Below are 17,160 nucleotides of genomic sequence, written 5' to 3' on the forward strand. Positions count from 1 at the left end.
CGTGGCCTGGGCGGTGGCGATCACCTCGCCGGCCCGCTTCGTGATCTGCGCGCCCGAATGGGTGATCTCGTCCACCGTCGCCGCCGTCTCCTGCACCGCCGCGAACTGCTCCTCCACCGACGCCGCCTGCTCCTGCGCCGAGGCGCGGATCTCGGCCGCCGCCGCGTTCAGGTCCGACGTCGCCGCACGGTTCGTCCGGGCCAAGTCCGCAAGCCCAGAGACCATCCCGTTCAGCGCACGGGACAGCCGGCCGATCTCGTCGCCGCCGCGAACCTGCAGCGTCTGGGACAGATCGCCGCCGCCGACCGTCTCGGCGAACGCCATCACGCTCTCCAGCGGCCGCACCACCGCGCGGCTGATCAGGATCGTGACGAGGATCGCCAGGAGGACGCTGGCGAGCAGCGTCAGCAGGATCGAGAGCCGCGAGCGCTCGTGGATCGCGCCGATCCCGCGCTGGCCCACGGCGATGCTCTCGTCGAGGGCGACGCGGGTGCGCTCGACGGCGGCGATGGTGGCCTCGTAGGCGCGGCCGATCTCGGCGTTGCGGGCCTCGACGCCGGTGACGTCGCCGCCGACCGCGGCCACGAGCTGCGCCTCGCTCGCATCCCGGTACGGACGATAGATCGCGACGGCCTGCCTCAGGACGCCGTGCAGGCGGTCCCAGGCCGTCGTCCGATCCACCGAGAGGGCGCGGGCGCGGTAGGCGTCGGCCTCGCGGATCAGGTCGTCGAAGAGCGCGTCGGTCGATGCGGCCGTGCGACGCCAGGTGGTGAGGACGTCCTCGTCGCGCATGGGCTGCCCTTGCGCCTTCATCAGCGTGGCGAACACCGCGTTGCGGCGCAGGATGCCGAGGTCGCGCGTCTGGTTGCCGAGGATGTCGAGCTGGCGCAGCACCGCGAGGTCGCGGGCGACGATGGTGTCGGTGGCGTCGCGGACCGAGCCGATCTGGCCGATCGCGTAGAGGCCGAGGGCGATAAGCACCACCGTCACGGCCGTGAAGCCGAGGAGGATCCGTTTTCCGATCGAGATCGACAAGGCGGCTGATGCTCCGGGTCGGGCGGCGTCGTGGATCGCGCGCGTCTCGCGCCTCAAGGCAGGGTGCGCCGCAGCAGCTGCGGCAGGTCGATGACGACGAAGTCGCCGAGACCGGACGGGCCGGGATCGGCCGCGGCATAGCGCGAAACCGCTTCGCCGCCGAATCCGCCCTCCGCCGCGGCGGCCTCGGCGAGGTGGGCGAGCCCCAGCACGCGGTCGACGGCGAGCGCGATCGGCGTCGCGGCCGTGCGAAGGACGACGAGGTGGCCGCCTTCGACGCGGTCCGCGCCCGGGCGACCGAGCGCGCGGGCGAGGCCGACGACGCTGACGATCCGTCCGGACAGGGCGACGAGGCCGAGGATCGCGGGCGGCGCGCCCGGCACGGGCGTGCATGATCGCATGGGCACCACCCGCGCGACGTCGGCGAGGGGCAGGCCGAAGCGCTCCGGGCCGCAGGCGCAGACGAGATGGGCCTCGACCGGCACAGCTTCGCGCGCCGTCGCCCCGCGCCGGGCGAGGGCGGCCGTGCGGTCCGCGCGCAGCGCCGCCTCGCGCCTGTGCCGGCCGTCGCCCCGTTCCATCTGGCGATCCGCCGCGTTCACGACGCCCCCGTTCCGATGCCGTCGCGGATCGCCGCCGCGCTCAGGGCGATCTCCCCGGCACGCGCCCCGTCGCCCTCGGGCAACGCCGCATCCGGCGGCAGCGCTTGGCTCAAGGCGACCGCATTGTCCAGCGCCCGGCGGGCGTCGGCGGTCCGTCCGAGGGCTCCGAGCAGCAGGCCGAGATGGTAATGGGCCATCACGTAGCCGCGATCGAGGTAGAGCGCGCCGCGGAAGGCCCGCTCGGCTTCGGCCTCGCGGCCGAACCCGAGCGCGAGCAGGCCCTCGTAGAGCCGAAGGGACGCATCGGTCGGCCGCGCGGCGAGCGCGTTCCGCAGGAGGCGCCACGCCGCGCCGGTGTCGCCGGAATCGGCCAGCATGCGGATCGTGCGCGCCACGTCCTCCGCCGTCTCGTCGACGACGGTTGGAGCGCTCGCCGCCGGCACCGGACGGATCGCTTCGGCGACGGCGTCTCCGGCAGGCGCCGCGAGCAGCGCCTCGAGAGCCGGACCGGGTTCGATGGGAGTGGCGGCGGGCGGACGCTCGAGCCCGGCCGGCTCGGCAGGATCGGGAGGCGCGGGCAGTGACGCCGATTCGAGCGGGCGGCGATAGGCGACCGTGCCGGGGAGGTTCACCGCATCGAGCCAGCCCGCGAAGGCCGGATGGGGCTCCGCATGGCCGATCAGCAGCCAGCCGCCGGGCCGCAGGCGCCGGCCCAGCGCCCGCACGATCGCGGCGACGGTCTCGGCGCTGAAGTAGATCAGCACGTTGCGGCAGAGAATGAGATCGAACCCGTCGAAACCCTCGGCCGCCGTCCCGTCGACGAGGCTCATCAGGTTCTGGCGCTCGAAGCGCACCATGCGACGAAACTCCGGCCGCAGGGCGTAGCCGCCCTCGCGGGCCGCCCCGGGGCTCGCCGGGATGCGATGGAAGTGGCGCAAGCGCTCCTCGACCGGCAGCGTCCGCAGCGCCCAGCGGCCGTACTCGGCCGCCCGGGCGGTGGCGAGGGCGGCGACGCTGATGTCGGTGCCGACGATCGCGACGCGCCAGTCCGCCAGCGCCGGGCCGAGCAGCTGATGCAGCAGGATCGCCACCGAGTAGGGCTCGGCCCCCGTCGAGCAGCCGGCGCTCCAGACCCGGAGGCTGCGCTCGGCCGCGCGCCCGGCGATCAGGCCGGGCAGGATGGTCTCGCGCAACGCGGTGAACTGCTCGGCGTAGCGGAAGAAGAAGGTCTCGCCGATGGTGATCTCGGCCTCGAGCGCGGCCCATTCGCCGGCGCCCGCGTTCAGGCGCGCGTCGTAGGCCGCGGCATCGGCCACGTTACAGGCCTTGAACCGCCGCCGCAGGCGGTCGAACAGCAGGTCGTCCTTGTCGGCGTAGTAGTGATGGCCGGTGCGCGCGATGATCCGCGCCTTGAGGGCCGCGTAGCCCGGATCGTCGTGGGGGCTCGGACCGGGCGGCCGACGCATGGGGTCCCGCGCCTTCCGCTCAGGCAGCCGGCAGCGCGGCGAGGCGCGCCTTCGCCGCCCGCGTCAGGTGGCCGACCCGGGCGCGCTCCTCAGCGCTGAGCAGGCGCGCCGGGTCGAGGGCGTGGATCAGCCGGTCGCCCCGGGCGATCTCGGCGGAGACGCAGCCGTTGAGGCTCGCGCCCTCGGCGACGGGCCGGATCGCGGCGGCCTCGACGGCGACGAGGTCGGTCACCCGGTCGACGAGCCAGGCCGCGGCGGCGTCCGGCGTCAGGACCAGGTGGGCGTAGGAGCCCGGGTCGTGCGCGCCCTCGCGCAGGCCGAGAAGGCGCGCGAGGTCGACCACCGGAACCGGCTCTCCGCCGAGGTTGAGAAACCCCGCGAGCCAGCCGCCGCAGGCCGGCGGCCGGAACAGGTCCGGCAGCGGCAGCACCTCGCCGGCCGCGGATCGCGGCAGCGCGCATGGGGTGCCCGCGACGTCGAGGAGCAGGTAGCTGAGCGAGGCCGTCTCTGGCTGGGCCACCGGCGTTCCGTGCTCTCGCGCTCGTTGGGAGGGGGGGACGAGGATCGGTGATAGGCCGGGCGCCGATGCGGGGCAATCGCGCCGCGCGCCGTCGGGCCGGGCTGCGGCAAATGCTTCGCGGAGGCCGGATCCTTCGCGGCGGCCCGGCTCTCCGCCGGAATGCCGTTGACCATCGCCGAGGCCTTCGTTAAGACACCGGTCACTTTTCACGCGGAGCGCCATGCGGGCGGCCCGCGTTGGGCGAGAGATCGATCCCGATGACGACGATCCTTATCGTAGCGGAAGCGCCACCGACGGGGCGGCCCTGATCTCAGGGCCGCGATCCGGGCGGTGGCGCATGCAGGGTCCCTCGCGGGGCCCTTTTTTGTTGCCCGCGCCGATCGACGACATCGAGACGACGAAGACCAGCAAGGCGAGCAGGAGGAAGACGATGGGCGGCGAGGTCATGACCGGGGCCGAGATGGTCATCCGGGCGTTCCAGGATCAGGGTGTCGACACGCTGTTCGGGTATCCCGGCGGCGCGGTGCTGCCGATCTACGATGCGCTCTTTCACCAGGACGCGGTCAAGCACGTGCTGGTCCGCCACGAGCAGGGCGCCGTGCACGCCGCCGAGGGCTATGCCCGCTCGTCGGGCAAGGTCGGCTGCGTGCTCGTCACCTCGGGTCCCGGCGCCACCAACATCGTCACCGGGCTGACCGACGCGCTGCTCGACTCGATCCCGCTCGTCTGCATCACGGGCCAGGTCCCGACGCACCTGATCGGCACCGACGCGTTCCAGGAATGCGACACGGTCGGCATCACGCGCCACTGCACCAAGCACAACTACCTGGTCAAATCGATCGACGACCTGCCGCGCATCCTGCACGAGGCCTTCTACGTCGCCTCTCACGGCCGCCCCGGCCCCGTCGTCGTCGACCTGCCCAAGGACATCCAGTTCGCGAGCGGGCTCTACGAGCGTCCCTCGGTCGACGGGCACAAGACCTACAAGCCGGCGGTGAAGGGCGATGCGGACAAGATCCGCGCCGCCGTCGAGCTGATGGCGCAGGCGCGCCGCCCGGTCTTCTACACCGGCGGCGGCGTGATCAATTCCGGCCCCGAGGCCTCGCGCCTGCTGCGCGAGCTCGTCGCCGAGACGGGCTATCCGGTCACCTCGACCCTGATGGGCCTGGGCGCCTTCCCGGCCTCCGACGACAGGTTCCTCGGGATGCTAGGGATGCACGGCACCTACGAGGCCAACCTCGCGATGCACGAGTGCGACGTGATGATCTGCGTCGGCGCGCGGTTCGACGACCGCATCACCGGCCGGCTCGACGCGTTCTCGCCGTTCTCGAAGAAGATCCACATCGACGTCGACGCCTCCTCGATCAACAAGGTGGTCAAGGTCGACGTCGGCATCGTCGGCGATTGCGGATCCGTGCTCGCCGACATGCTGGAGGCATGGCGCGCCCTGCCGTCGCAGCCCGAAAAGTCCAACCTCGACGGGTGGTTCGCCAAGATCCGCACCTGGCGGGCGCGCGAGTGCCTCGCCTACTGGCCCTCGGGCACGATCATCAAGCCGCAGCACGCGGTGCAGCGCCTCTACGAGGCGTGCAAGGACCGCGAGACCTACATCACCACCGAGGTCGGCCAGCACCAGATGTGGGCGGCGCAGTACTTTAAGTTCGAGGAGCCGAACCGCTGGATGACGTCGGGCGGCCTCGGCACCATGGGCTACGGCCTGCCCGCGGCCATCGGCACGCAGCTGGCCCATCCCAAGGGCCTGGTCATCGACATCGCGGGCGAAGCCTCGATCCTGATGAACATGCAGGAGCTCTCGACCGCGGTGCAGTACCGCCTGCCGGTCAAGATCTTCATCCTGAACAACGAGTACATGGGCATGGTGCGCCAGTGGCAGGAGCTGCTGCACGGCTCGCGCTACTCGCAGAGCTACTCGGAGAGCCTGCCGGACTTCGTCAAGCTGGCGGAGGCCTACGGCGCCAAGGGCATCCGCTGCGACAAGCCGGGCGACCTCGACGCGTCGATCGCCGCGATGCTCGACTACGACGGGCCGGTCGTGTTCGACTGCATCGTCGACAAGAAGGAGAACTGCTTCCCGATGATCCCGTCGGGCAAGGCGCACAACGAGATGCTGCTCTCCGACTACCTCGGCGAGACCGGCATGGAGATCGGCGACGTGATCTCCGAGGAAGGCAAGATGCTGGTGTAGCCTCTTGGTTGCAGCCCGACCCTGGGGTCGGGCTGCGGTCCGCCGCCTCGGCGGCGACGCGCAGCCGTGCTTGCCTCGCGCCAGGGGTGCGAGACCGCGGATCGAACGAACTGGACGACGAGGACGCGCCCCGCGATGAACGCCATGAACACCCACTACCCCGATGCCGGCCGGATCGAGGCCGTCAACCGGCACACCCTCGCCGTGATCGTCGACAACGAGCCGGGCGTGCTCGCGCGCATCTCCGGGATGTTCTCGGGACGCGGCTACAACATCGAGAGCCTGACGGTGTCGGAGACGGAGGAGGCGCGCCATCTCTCGCGCATCACCATCGTCACCGCCGGCACCAACGCGGTGATCGACCAGATCAAGGCGCAGCTCGACCGCCTCGTGCCGGTGCACCGGGTCGTCGACCTGACCCTCCAGGGCAGCGCGCTTGAGCGCGAGCTCTGCCTGGTGAAGGTCGCGGGGCAGGGCGAGCATCGCGGCGAGGCGCTCCGGCTCGCCGCCGCCTTCGGCGCCAAGACGCTCGACGCGACGCTGACCTCCTTCGTGTTCGAGCTGACCGGCGCGACCGAGGAGATCGACCGCTTCATCCGCCTGATGACCGTGCTCGGCCTCGTCGAGATCTCCCGCACCGGCATCGCCGCGATGGGCCGCGGCGCCGACCCGATGTGACGGATTTCCGACGACGGTGCTAAGGTGCCGTCGCGATGCCGGAGGGCTGGGGATGCGGGCACGGCTCGAACGAAAAGGGGACGACCTCGTCCTCGCGGTGTCGGAAGACGACGTGCGCGAACTCGGGTTGGTGGTCGGCCAGGACGTCGAGATCCATCCTGTCCGGGTCGCATCCGCTTCCGAGCCCGCGCGGCGCTTCGTGAACGGTTTCCCGATCTATACGATGGCCGAGATGGCCGCGGAGATGCGGCGGCTCGGACCCGACTTCGAGCCTCCGACCGTCGATTGGGGGCCGGATGTCGGCTCCGAGATCATCGATGACGACGATCCCCGCTGAACGCATCCTCCGCCCCGGCGACTTGATCCTCGTCGACCTCGATCCTGTCCTTGGGACCGAGCAGCGCGGGCGACGTCCGGCCCTGATCGTTTCGACCCTCGAGATGAACACGCTGACCCGGCGGATCATCATCTGCCCGATCACACGGAACCTCGATCCCTGGCCGACGAAAGTTCTCCTGCCCGACGGCGTCGGCGCGGCGGGGGCGATCCTCGTCGATCAGGCTCGCTCGATCGACCGAAAGGCCCGAACGCTCCGGTCCCTCGGAGCCGTTCCCGCCCCCATCCTGCAGGAAGTCCGCTCGAAGCTGGCCGCTCTCATCGGCGTGCGCATCGGCGATGCGGCGGAGACAAGCGCGCGCCCATGACCACCCTCTACTACGCCCCCGGCGCCTGCTCGCTCGCCGCGCACATCGCGCTGGAGGAGGCGGGCGCGCCCTACGACACCGTGCGCCTCGACCTCGCCGCCGGCGACCAGCGCGCGCCGGAATACCTCGCGATCAACGAGCGCGGCCGGGTGCCGGCCCTGGTCGCGGGCGACTGGGTCCTCACCGAGAATTCGGCGATCCTGCGCCACGTCGCCCGCGCGCACCCGGAGGCGAGGCTCTGGCCCGAGGACCTGAAGGCGCAGGCGGTGGCCGACGAGTGGCTGTGCTGGCTCTCGATCAACCATCACCCGGCCTACGCCCATATCCGCCGGCCGGAGCGCTACAGCGACGACGAGGCGGCGCTGCCCGGCATCCGCGCCAAGGCGGCCGACACGTTCGGCGACCTGTGCACGATGACCGAGGTCCGGCTCTCGAACGGCGGCTGGGCTGTGCAGGATCGCTACAGCGTGGTCGACGCCTACCTGATGGTCTTCTGGGTCTGGGCCCGCGGCCCGACGCTGCGGTTCGACATGCCGGCGCGGTTCCCGTCCTGGACCGCCCATGCCCGCGCGATGGCCGAGCGGCCGGCCGTGCAGGCGGTCTTCGCCCGCGAGGGCCTGCCGCTTCCCGCCTGACGCGCGCCTGCGACTGGACACCTTGCGGCCGGCGCCGAATCGCCCTATCAGGCGAACCGTACGGTACGGTACGGCTCGGCACCCGATGGCAGCAGGCTCGGCGATCCACGACGCGACCCCCTCGGTCCGCCAGCAGGCCGTGCTCGACGCGGTCCTGGACCTGATGGTGGAGGAGGGCGACCAGCTCACCATGGATGCGGTCGCGCGCCGGGCGAGCTGCTCGAAGGAGACGCTGTACAAGTGGTTCCGGGACCGCGACGGCCTGCTGACCGCGACGGTGCAATGGCAGGCCTCGCGCGTGCGTGCCGGGCAGTACGAGGCCCGCGCGCTCGACGTCGCCGCCCTGAGCGAGAGCCTTCGCGATTTCGCGACGACCTGGCTCGGCGTGATCTCGAGCCGGGCCTCGATCGCCCTGAACCGCATCGCCATCGGCGACGCGGCGTCTCGGAAGAGCAACCTCGGCAGCATCGTGCTCGCCAACGGGCGCTTCGCGATCGGCGACCGCCTGAAGCCGGTGCTGGAGGCCGGCCGCGCGGCGGGGCTTCTCGCCTTCGACGACAGCGAGACCGCCTTCCGGACCTTCTTCGGCCTCGTCGGCCGCGACGTGCAGATCAGACTTCTGCTCGGCGATGCGATCGTCTTCGACGCCGCCGAGATCAGACGCGACGCCGCCCGGGCGGTGGAGCAGTTCCTGGCCCTCTACGGCCAGCCCAAGCGCTAACCACACCCCCTTCACGAGAGAGGACACACATCATGCGGGTCTACTACGATCGCGACGCCGACCTGAACCTGATCAAGGGCAAGAAGGTCGTCATCGTCGGCTACGGCAGCCAGGGCCATGCCCACGCGCTCAACCTGCGCGATTCCGGCGTGAAGGACATCGCCATCGCGCTGCGCGAGGGCTCGGCCACCGCCAAGAAGGCGGAAGGCCAGGGCTTCAAGGTGATGTCGGTCGCCGAGGCGGCCAAGTGGGCCGACGTCGTGATGATGCTCACCCCCGACGAGCTGCAGGGCGATATCTACAAGGAGTCGCTGGAGCCGAACATGAAGCAGGGCGCCGCCCTCCTGTTCGCCCACGGCCTCAACGTGCACTTCAACCTGATCGAGCCGCGTCCCGACCTCGACGTGCTGATGGTCGCCCCGAAGGGCCCCGGCCACACGGTCCGCGGCGAGTACCTCAAAGGCGGCGGCGTGCCGACCCTGATCGCCATCGCCCAGGACGCCTCGGGCAACGCCCACGACCTCGGCCTGTCCTACGCCTCGGCCAACGGCGGAGGACGTGCCGGCATCATCGAGACCACCTTCAAGGAAGAGTGCGAGACGGATCTCTTCGGCGAGCAGGCCGTGCTGTGCGGCGGCCTCGTCGAGCTGATCAAGGCCGGCTTCGAGACCCTGGTCGAGGCGGGCTACGCCCCCGAGATGGCCTATTTCGAGTGCCTGCACGAGGTGAAGCTCATCGTCGACCTCATCTACGAGGGCGGCATCGCCAACATGAACTACTCGATCTCGAACACCGCCGAGTACGGCGAGTACGTCACCGGCCCGCGCATCGTCACGTCCGAGACCAAGGCCGAGATGAAGCGCGTCCTGGACGACATCCAGTCGGGCATCTTCACTCGCAACTGGATGCTGGAGAACAAGGTCGGCCAGACCTCGTTCAAGGCCACCCGCGCCAAGCTCGCCCGTCACCCGATCGAGGAGGTCGGCGCCAAGCTCCGCGGGATGATGCCGTGGATCTCCGAGAAGGCGCTGGTCGACAAGACCAAGAACTGATTCTTTTCGGACCTTCGGTCGCGCCGTTCCCGACGACCGTCGACGAGGAAGGCCGGCCCCGTGGAAGCGGGGTCGGCCTTTTTCATGCGCCGGCCAAACGCGGCAATTGCCCACGCGGACGTTTGAGGGGACAGTGCCGCCGCGAAATTCCGGGACAACTCGGCGACGCAAGGATCGCGGAGGCTCGGCCGGCTCAGGAGGAAACCATGGCCTCGCTCTATTCGGACGCGCACCGCGCGCTCCAGCAGGAATTCAAGACCACCAAGCTCGCCGACCGCCTCGACACCCAATGGGTGCACGAGACGATCCAGGACGACGAGGCGGCCTTCATCGGCTCGCGCGACATGTTCTTCCTCTCGACCGTCGATCCCGACGGCATGCCGACCGTCTCGTACAAGGGCGGCAGCCCCGGCTTCGTGAAGGTGCTGGACGACCACACCCTGGTGTTCCCCGGCTTCGACGGCAACGGGATGTTCTATTCGATGGGCAACATCGAGGGGCAGGCCAAGGTCGGGCTGCTGTTCATCGACTTCGAGACGCCGCACCGCATCCGCGTTCAGGGCGCCGCCACGCTGCTGCGCGACGACCCGCTGATGGCGCGCTACACCGAGGCCAAGTACCTCGTGCGCGTCGACGTGTTGAAGATCTGGGTCAACTGCCCGCGCTACATCCACAAGTACGAGAAGGTCGCGCAGAACAAGTACGTCCCGACCCCCGGCAGGGAGACGCCGCTGGCCGCGTGGAAGCGCCTCGACCTCGCCGGCGACGTGATCTCCGACGCGGACAAGGCCCGCGTCGCCAAGGAAGGCCGCCTGGAGGTTCCGGAATACCAGGCGCTGGTCGCCCGCGGCGAGGCTTAGGCCTCAGGCGCCGAGCTGGCGCGCGAGGTCGGCGAGGTCGGCGGCCGCGAAGGTCACCGGCACGCTCGGCGCCGTCTCGCCGCCGGCCGGCCCGTGCTCGCGCGGACGGGCGACGTGGGCGGTCGCCAGCCCGTGCTGGGCGGCCGCCGCGAGATCGCTCGAATGCGCCGCGACCATCAGGGTCTCGGAGGCCGCGAAGCCGAAAGCCGCGACGGCGTCGCGATAAAGGGTCGGCTTCGGCTTGTAGTCGCGGGAATAGCCTGCGCCGAGGATCGCATCGAACCCCAGCCTGTTGCGCCGCGCCAGGTCGACCATCAGCCGGACAGGCCCGTTCGAGACCGGCGCGAGCAGGTGGCCGATCCGCAGGCGCGCCAGCGCCTCCGGCACCTCCGGCCAGGCGTCGAGCCGGTGCCAGGCTTGGACGAGCTCGGCCCGGACGGCCTCGGGAACCCCGGCGATGCCGAAGGCGGCGAGCACCTCCGGCAGCGACTCGCCCTGCAGCGCGTCGAGGTCGACGTAGGCGCGGGCGCCCGACCGCACCGTCTCCTTCGACGGCCCGTAGCGCGCCCGCCACGCATCGGCGAAGGCGCCGCCGTCGAGCGCCGCCGCGTAGGGCGCGAGCAGCCGCTCCGCCTCCCGCGCCACGCCCGAGCGCCAATCGACGAGCGTGCCGAAGACGTCGAAGACCAGCGCCCGGATCGTCATCACACGCTCCGCAGCCGGGTGCGGCGGACGAAGCCGACGATGTCCTTGACCGCGTCGAGGGTCGGCGCGGCGATCGCCTCGGCGCGCTCGGCGCCGTCGGCCAGCACCGCGTCGATGTGGGCGGTGTCGGCGGTCAGGCGCTTCATCTCGGTGGCGATCGGCGCCAGCGTCTCGACGGCGAGCTCGACCAGCGCGCCCTTGAAGGCGGAGAACTGCGCGCCGCCGTGATCGGCCAGCACCGCGTCGCGCGTCGTGCCCTTGAGCCCGGCGAAGATGCCGACGAGGTTGTCGGCCTCCGGCCGGCCGGCGAGGCCCGCGACCTCCGAGGGGAGGGCGTCCGGGTCGGTCTTGGCCCGGCGCACCTTGCTGGCGATCGCGTCGGCATCGTCGGTGAGGTTGATGCGCGAATTGTCCGAGGCATCGGACTTCGACATCTTCTTGGTGCCGTCGCGCAGGCTCATCACGCGGGCGGCAGGTCCCCCGATCAGCGGCTCGGTGATCGGGAAGAACCCGGCGCCCGCATCGTGCCCGTGCGCGGCGATCGAGCCGGCGAAGTCGGTGTTGAACTTCTGCGCGATGTCGCGGGTCAATTCGAGGTGCTGCTTCTGGTCCTCGCCCACCGGCACGTGCGTCGCGCGGTAGGCCAGGATGTCGGCCGCCATCAGCACGGGATAGTCGTACAGGCCGATCGAGGCCGCCTCGCGGTCCTTGCCGGCCTTGTCCTTGAACTGGGTCATCCGGTTGAGCCAGCCGAGCCGCGCGACGCAGTTGAACACCCAGGCGAGCTCGGCGTGCTGAGGCACCTGGCTCTGGTTGAACACGATCGAGCGGTTCGGATCGATGCCGGCGGCCAGGAAGGCGGCCGTGACCTCGCGGATCTGGCCTTTGAGCGCCTCCGGGTCCTGCCACAGGGTGATCGCGTGCAGGTCGACGACGCAGTACAGGCACTGCGCCTCGCGCGCCTGCATCTCGACGAAGCGCTTGATCGCGCCGAGGTAGTTGCCGAGATGCAGGTTGCCCGTCGGCTGCACGCCCGAGAACACCAGTTCCTTGAACGCGGCCATCGGCGCGGTCCCTCGAATGCCGGGCCGAGGCGATCTCGCGTCCCTGGAAGGCCGGGTTTCTGGCACCCGGGGGACGAACCGGTCAAGGCGAGGGCTGCTAGGGCTCGCGATAGGCGCCTTGCGCGCTCGGGCAGAGGTCGAGCAGCACGCAGCGGCCGCAGGCGGGCTTGCGGTGGTGGCAGACCTGCTGGCCGTGCAGCATCAGGATCTCGTGGTTGTCGTAGAGGTCCTGCGCCGACCAGTCGGCCGGAAGCTGCGCCCGCAGGATCGGGTGCGAGGGGCCGACATCCACCTTCGCGCCGATCAGCCCGAGGCGCTGGGCGACGCGGTGGTGGTGGCTGTCCACCGGCAGCGCCGCCATGCGCAGCACCGAGAACGACAGCACCGCCGCGCTGGTCTTCGGCCCGACCCCGGGGATCGCCTCGAGCCAGGTGCGCGCCGCCTCGACCGGCATGTCGGCCAGGAAGGCGAGGGACAGGCTGCCGCGGCGCGCCTCGACCGCCCGGAGCACGGCCTGGATGCGCGGCGCCTTCAGCTCCGGCCAGGTCACGCCGCGGATGGTGTCCTCGATCGCCTCCACCGGCGCGGCGAGCATGTCCGCCCAGTCGGGATAGCGGGCGCGCAGCGCCTTGAACGCGCGGCCCGAATCGGCGTTGCGGGTGCGGTGCGAGAGCAGCGACGACACCAGCTCCGAGAGCGGGTCGAGGCTGTGGAAATACGGGATCGGGCAGCCGTAGACCGGGCACAGCCTGCGGTGGATCTCGAGCGCCTTCGCCGCGAGGTCGGCGGGCGCGTCCTCCGGGACCGCGGCGGTGGGGCGCGGCGGACGTTCGGCGGCGAAGAGGTCGTGGCGGTTCGCGCTGGGCATGAGGGCGGAATCCGCGAGGATTCCCGCCGGTTCCGCCCGCGCGACGTCGCAGGTCCACCGCGTCGGCGCGTCGACGTTACCGCGTCAGCGCGTAGATGTTCACGTCGAGCTTGTCGTCGGCCTTGTCGTTCAGGTCGGTGACGTACTCCTCGATGAAGCGGTCCTGGACGACGATGTCCTTGGCGTCGAGGTAGGTCGTCAGGGTCTCGTAGGTGCCGTCGATGTCGTCGTAGGAGCCCTTGTGCGGGAAGCGCAGGGCCTTGCCGGAGGGCGTCGTGCCGAAGTGCAGGCCGTCGGCGGCGCTCGGCGCGGGCTCGGGGGCGGAGGCCACCGGGATCATCGCCTCGTAGACGAAGCCGTCGTCGTCGGTGCGGGTGAAGACCGCGAGCGGGCGCCCGGTCGCGGCGATGCCGGCCTTGGCGAGGCCCGCCTCGATCTTGGCAAAGGCTTCCTTCAGGCTCGGCACAGCCTCCTCCCACTTCGCCTTGCCGGACAGGATCGCGGCGGGCTTGGCCGGCAGCGTCACCGCGTCGACGTCGTCGGCGTTGGCCGGGGTCTCCACCAGGGTCTTCCACCCGGAGGCCTGAGCCGGGGACGGTGCCTGCGCCTGAGGCGGTGCCGGGGGCGGCGCCGGCGCGGGAGCGGGCGCCGACGGCAGGGTCGGCGACGTGATCGCCTTCTCGGGCGCGGGCGCGGACGACTTGTTAGGATCGGCGGGCGGGTTCGGCGCGGTCGTGGTCGGGAGCGGGTCCGTCACCGCGGGCGAGGGCGCCGTCGAGACCGGCGGCGGGGGCTGCTCGGCCAGGACCGGCAAGGCCAGGACGGGAAGGACGGCGGCGCCGAGAAGGCCGGCGGCGAGCGTGAGGCGAGGGCGGGTCAAGGCAGCGCTCCGGCAAAGGCATCGAGGCGACGACCGAAGGCCGCCGCGGACCGAATCGGCACGGTCCCGTCACGCCCGAACGTAGTGACGAACACCGGTCTTCGCGAGGCCGTCGATGCAGGTTCCGAAGCGCGGCGTGCGGGCGCGGCGGATCTGCCACGCTCCGGCGCGCGCGGAGCCGCCCCTCGCGTCGGACGCCGGCCTTGCCATATACGGGGCCTCGACGACGGGCCGTTCGGAGGCCCGACCCCGCATCCCGCGACGACGCAGCTCGAACCACCATGGCCGCATGAGCGCACTCGCCCACAGACGCTTCCTGAAGATGCACGGCGCCGGCAACGCGATCGTGGTGCTGGACCTGCGCGGCAGCGGCGTCCGCGTCGCCGCCGCCGAGGCGCGCGCCATCGCGGCCGACCCGTCCTCGAGCTTCGACCAGCTGATGGTGCTGCACGATCCGCGAAGCCGCGGCACCGACGCGTTCATGCGGATCTACAACACCGACGGCTCGGAATCGGGCGCCTGCGGCAACGGCACCCGCTGCGTCGCCTACGCGATGCTCGACGACCCGGCCATGGCGCGCCCCGTCGAGACCGGGCGGCTGGTCCTGGAGACCGATGCCGGCCGCGTGGAGGTGAAGCGCGTCGCCGAGCGCTCCTTCACCGTCGACATGGGCCGCCCCCGGCTCGCCTGGAACGAGATCCCGCTGCGCGACCCCTTTCCCGACACGCGGCGGATCGAGCTGCAGATCGGGCCGATCGACGACCCGATCCTGCATTCGCCGGGCGCGGTGAACATGGGCAACCCGCACGCGGTGTTCTTCACCGACCGCGACCCGGACACGTTCGACCTCGGGCAGATCGGCCCGATGCTGGAGAACCACCCGATCTTCCCCGAGCGCGCCAACATCTCGATCGCGCAGGTCCGGGGGCGGGAAGCGATCAAGCTCCGGGTCTGGGAGCGCGGCGCCGGGCTGACGCTCGCCTGCGGGACGGCCGCCTGCGCCGCCGTGGTCGCCGCCTCGCGCCTGCGGATGATCGGCCGGCAGGCCACCGTGAGCCTGCCCGGCGGCGAGCTGTTCGTGGAGTGGCGCGCCGACGACCACGTGCTGATGACCGGCCCGGTCTGCCTCGTCGCCGAAGGCCGCTTCGCCCCCGAATTGTTCGCGCAGGACGCCGCCTGATGGCGGTCGAGACGCTGACCTTCGGCTGCCGGCTGAACACCGTCGAGGCCGAGGTGATGCGCGGCCATGCCGAGGCGGCATCGCGCGACCGCGACCTCGTCGTGGTCAACACCTGCGCCGTCACGACGGAAGCCGGGCGGCAGGCGCGCAAGGCGATCCGCCGCCTGCACCGCGAGCGGCCGGGCGCCGAGATCGTCGTCACCGGCTGCGGCGCGCAGATCGAGACCGCGGCCTACGCCGCGATGCCCGAGGTCGCCCGCCTCGTCGGCAACGGCGACAAGCTCTCCTCCGCCGCGTGGCAGCCGGACCCCGACCGTCCGCGCGATGCCGTGGGCGACGTGTTCGCCGCCCGCCACGCCGCGCCGACGCGGATCGCGGGCGTGGCCGGGCACACCCGCGCCTTCGTCCCCGTGCAGAACGGCTGCGACCACCGCTGCACCTTCTGCGTCATCCCGTTCGGGCGCGGGCACTCGCGCTCGGTGGCGCCCGCGGCGGTGATCGATCAGGTGGCGCACATCGTCGCCCATGGCGGCCGCGAGGTCGTGCTCACCGGCGTCGACCTCACCGCCTACGGCCGCGACCTCGCCGGCGCGTCCGAAAGCCTCGGCACGCTGGTGCTGGCGATCCTAGCCGCGGTGCCGGACCTCGCGCGCCTGCGCTTGTCCTCGATCGACTCGATCGAGGCCGACGACGCCCTGATGCGCGCGCTCGCCGACGAGCCCCGGCTGATGCCGCACCTGCACCTGTCGCTGCAGGCCGGCGACGACCTCGTGCTGAAGCGGATGAAGCGGCGCCATGCGCGGTCCGACGCGATCCGCTTCTGCCGGGAGGTGCGGCGGTTGCGGCCGGACGCGGTGTTCGGCGCCGACCTGATCGCCGGCTTCCCGACCGAGACCGAGGACCAGTTCGCCCGCTCCCTCGAGCTCGTCGCGGAATGCGGCCTGACGCATCTCCACGTCTTCCCGTATTCGCCCCGGCCGGGCACCCCGGCCGCGCGGATGCCGCCCGTGGCCCCCGAGATCGTCCGGGGGCGCGCCGCCCGCCTGCGCGCGGCGGGCGCGGCGGCCCTCGTCCGCCACCTCGACGGCGAGGTCGGGCGCTCGCACCGGGTGCTGGCCGAGCGCGGCGGCATCGGCCGCACGGAAGGCTTCACGCCGGTGCGGCTCACGGCGGAGCCGGGCACGATCCGGACGGTAGCGATCCTGGGCCACGACGGCCGGGCGCTGCTCGCCGCCTGATCGCAGGCCGTCGGCTGCGCACCCCGCCCGCTCAGGCGGTCCAGCCGCAGGCGAGGAGCCCGCTCCGCATGTGCTCCGGCGCCGGCGCCTCGGCGACGACCGGCGGCTTCTTCGGGTAGAGCGGCAGGGCGAGCTGCCGGGCATGGAGCCGCAGGCCGGGTCCGCCGTGGCGCGGCGCGGTGCCGTAGATCGGGTCCCCGACGATCGGAAACCCCGATGCGGCGCAGTGGACGCGAAGCTGATGGGTGCGGCCGGTGACCGGCACGAGCTCGAGCCAGGCCTGGCTCCCGGACCGGCCGAGCACGCGCCAATGCGTCAGCGACGGATCGCCGGCGGGATCCGCCTTCATCCACCACGAGCGCGGATCGCTCGAGCGCCGGGCGAGCGGCAGGTCGACGCTGCCGGTCTCCTCCGTCGGGCCGCCCTCGACCAGGGCCCAGTACGCCTTCCGGGCCCGCCCGTCGGCGAACAGCTTGTTCAGGCGGGCGAGCGCCTGCGCGTGGCGCCCGAGCGCGAGGCAGCCGGAGGTGTCGCGGTCGAGCCGGTGCGCGGCCTCCGGGCGCCGCGGCAGGCCGAAGCGCAGCCCGTCGAGGTGGTCGGTCAGGGTCTCGCCGCCCTTCGGCCCCGGATGCACCGGCAAACCCGCAGGCTTGTCGATGACGAGGACCAGGGCATCGCGGTAGAGCAGGCGCGCGCCTATGTCAGGGTGGATAGCGGCGGGCGACGACATGCCTCCCGGCTAACGG

General features: G+C 71.7%; 19 protein-coding genes. 10 read left to right on the plus strand and 9 right to left on the minus strand.

All coding sequences use genetic code 11. The annotated features are described in order from the left end of the window. The 4 genes from MKK70_RS10820 to MKK70_RS10835 form a co-directional block, all read right to left on the minus strand. Window positions 1-1,035: HAMP domain-containing protein (locus MKK70_RS10820; protein WP_243947575.1), on the minus strand; the 1,035-nt coding region annotated here is incomplete at its 3' end. Between the two features lie 53 nt (window positions 1,036-1,088). Further along, window positions 1,089-1,616, minus strand: a complete 528-nt coding sequence (locus MKK70_RS10825; RefSeq protein ID WP_243947578.1) for a chemotaxis protein CheW — start codon at window positions 1,614-1,616, stop codon at window positions 1,089-1,091. A 17-nt stretch (window positions 1,617-1,633) separates the two neighbouring features. After that, the gene (locus MKK70_RS10830; RefSeq protein WP_243947580.1) at window positions 1,634-3,103 is read right to left on the minus strand and encodes a CheR family methyltransferase; all 1,470 of its coding nucleotides are present in this window, start codon (window positions 3,101-3,103) and stop codon (window positions 1,634-1,636) included. 19 nt (window positions 3,104-3,122) lie between these two features. After that, window positions 3,123-3,623: a chemotaxis protein CheW gene (locus tag MKK70_RS10835; RefSeq protein ID WP_243947582.1), complete on the minus strand. Its 501-nt coding sequence runs from the start codon at window positions 3,621-3,623 to the stop codon at window positions 3,123-3,125. A gap of 430 nt (window positions 3,624-4,053) precedes the next feature. Between MKK70_RS10835 and MKK70_RS10840 the strand changes: the two genes are divergently transcribed. From MKK70_RS10840 to MKK70_RS10875, 8 genes are all read left to right on the plus strand, one after another. Beyond that, complete coding sequence (locus tag MKK70_RS10840; protein ID WP_243937598.1) at window positions 4,054-5,829, plus strand: acetolactate synthase 3 large subunit; 1,776 nt, start codon at window positions 4,054-4,056, stop codon at window positions 5,827-5,829. Window positions 5,830-5,964: 135 nt separating this feature from the next. Then, window positions 5,965-6,507, plus strand: coding sequence for an acetolactate synthase small subunit (ilvN, locus tag MKK70_RS10845; RefSeq protein ID WP_147727992.1), 543 nt, complete (start codon window positions 5,965-5,967; stop codon window positions 6,505-6,507). 52 nt (window positions 6,508-6,559) lie between these two features. Continuing rightward, a complete protein-coding gene (locus MKK70_RS10850) occupies window positions 6,560-6,844 on the plus strand; it encodes a MazF family transcriptional regulator (protein WP_147727991.1) in 285 nt (94 codons plus the stop codon). Further along, complete coding sequence (locus MKK70_RS10855) at window positions 6,825-7,211, plus strand: type II toxin-antitoxin system PemK/MazF family toxin (RefSeq protein WP_147727990.1); 387 nt, start codon at window positions 6,825-6,827, stop codon at window positions 7,209-7,211. The genes MKK70_RS10850 and MKK70_RS10855 overlap by 20 nt, the downstream gene beginning before the upstream one ends. Then, a complete protein-coding gene (locus MKK70_RS10860) occupies window positions 7,208-7,846 on the plus strand; it encodes a glutathione S-transferase family protein (RefSeq protein ID WP_243947585.1) in 639 nt (212 codons plus the stop codon). Before MKK70_RS10855 ends, MKK70_RS10860 begins: the two co-directional genes overlap by 4 nt. A gap of 85 nt (window positions 7,847-7,931) precedes the next feature. Continuing rightward, window positions 7,932-8,567, plus strand: coding sequence for a TetR/AcrR family transcriptional regulator C-terminal domain-containing protein (locus tag MKK70_RS10865; protein WP_147843872.1), 636 nt, complete (start codon window positions 7,932-7,934; stop codon window positions 8,565-8,567). A 32-nt stretch (window positions 8,568-8,599) separates the two neighbouring features. Beyond that, window positions 8,600-9,619 carry a ketol-acid reductoisomerase gene (gene ilvC, locus MKK70_RS10870; protein WP_147727987.1) on the plus strand — a complete coding sequence of 340 codons (1,020 nt, stop codon included), beginning with the start codon at window positions 8,600-8,602 and terminating at the stop codon, window positions 9,617-9,619. A 206-nt stretch (window positions 9,620-9,825) separates the two neighbouring features. Further along, window positions 9,826-10,479 (plus strand): pyridoxamine 5'-phosphate oxidase family protein, encoded by a 654-nt coding sequence (locus MKK70_RS10875; RefSeq protein WP_243947587.1) that lies wholly within the window; start codon window positions 9,826-9,828, stop codon window positions 10,477-10,479. A 3-nt stretch (window positions 10,480-10,482) separates the two neighbouring features. On the opposite strand, the gene MKK70_RS10880 is transcribed toward MKK70_RS10875, so the two are convergent. The 4 genes from MKK70_RS10880 to MKK70_RS10895 form a co-directional block, all read right to left on the minus strand. Continuing rightward, the gene (locus tag MKK70_RS10880; RefSeq protein ID WP_243947597.1) at window positions 10,483-11,184 is read right to left on the minus strand and encodes a haloacid dehalogenase type II; all 702 of its coding nucleotides are present in this window, start codon (window positions 11,182-11,184) and stop codon (window positions 10,483-10,485) included. Beyond that, on the minus strand, window positions 11,184-12,248 hold the full coding sequence (gene trpS / locus MKK70_RS10885; RefSeq protein ID WP_147844138.1) for a tryptophan--tRNA ligase: 1,065 nt from the start codon (window positions 12,246-12,248) through the stop codon (window positions 11,184-11,186). The genes MKK70_RS10880 and trpS overlap by 1 nt, the downstream gene beginning before the upstream one ends. Before the next feature lie 97 nt (window positions 12,249-12,345). Next, complete coding sequence (nth, locus tag MKK70_RS10890) at window positions 12,346-13,116, minus strand: endonuclease III domain-containing protein (protein ID WP_147844139.1); 771 nt, start codon at window positions 13,114-13,116, stop codon at window positions 12,346-12,348. 76 nt (window positions 13,117-13,192) lie between these two features. Then, a complete protein-coding gene (locus MKK70_RS10895; RefSeq protein WP_243947599.1) occupies window positions 13,193-13,996 on the minus strand; it encodes a GyrI-like domain-containing protein in 804 nt (267 codons plus the stop codon). Between the two features lie 289 nt (window positions 13,997-14,285). On the opposite strand from MKK70_RS10895, the gene dapF reads away from it, so the two are divergent. Both dapF and mtaB read left to right on the plus strand, forming a co-directional pair. Further along, the gene (dapF, locus tag MKK70_RS10900; RefSeq protein ID WP_147844141.1) at window positions 14,286-15,176 is read left to right on the plus strand and encodes a diaminopimelate epimerase; all 891 of its coding nucleotides are present in this window, start codon (window positions 14,286-14,288) and stop codon (window positions 15,174-15,176) included. Beyond that, entirely contained in the window at window positions 15,176-16,414 is a 1,239-nt protein-coding gene (gene mtaB / locus MKK70_RS10905; RefSeq protein ID WP_243947601.1) for a tRNA (N(6)-L-threonylcarbamoyladenosine(37)-C(2))-methylthiotransferase MtaB, read from the plus strand. Before dapF ends, mtaB begins: the two co-directional genes overlap by 1 nt. A 31-nt stretch (window positions 16,415-16,445) precedes the next feature. On the opposite strand, the gene MKK70_RS10910 is transcribed toward mtaB, so the two are convergent. After that, the gene (locus MKK70_RS10910; protein ID WP_243947603.1) at window positions 16,446-17,144 is read right to left on the minus strand and encodes an RluA family pseudouridine synthase; all 699 of its coding nucleotides are present in this window, start codon (window positions 17,142-17,144) and stop codon (window positions 16,446-16,448) included. Window positions 17,145-17,160: the final 16 nt, after the last annotated feature.

The organism is Methylobacterium sp. E-041 (genome assembly GCF_022829665.1).
GTDB lineage: Bacteria > Pseudomonadota > Alphaproteobacteria > Rhizobiales > Beijerinckiaceae > Methylobacterium.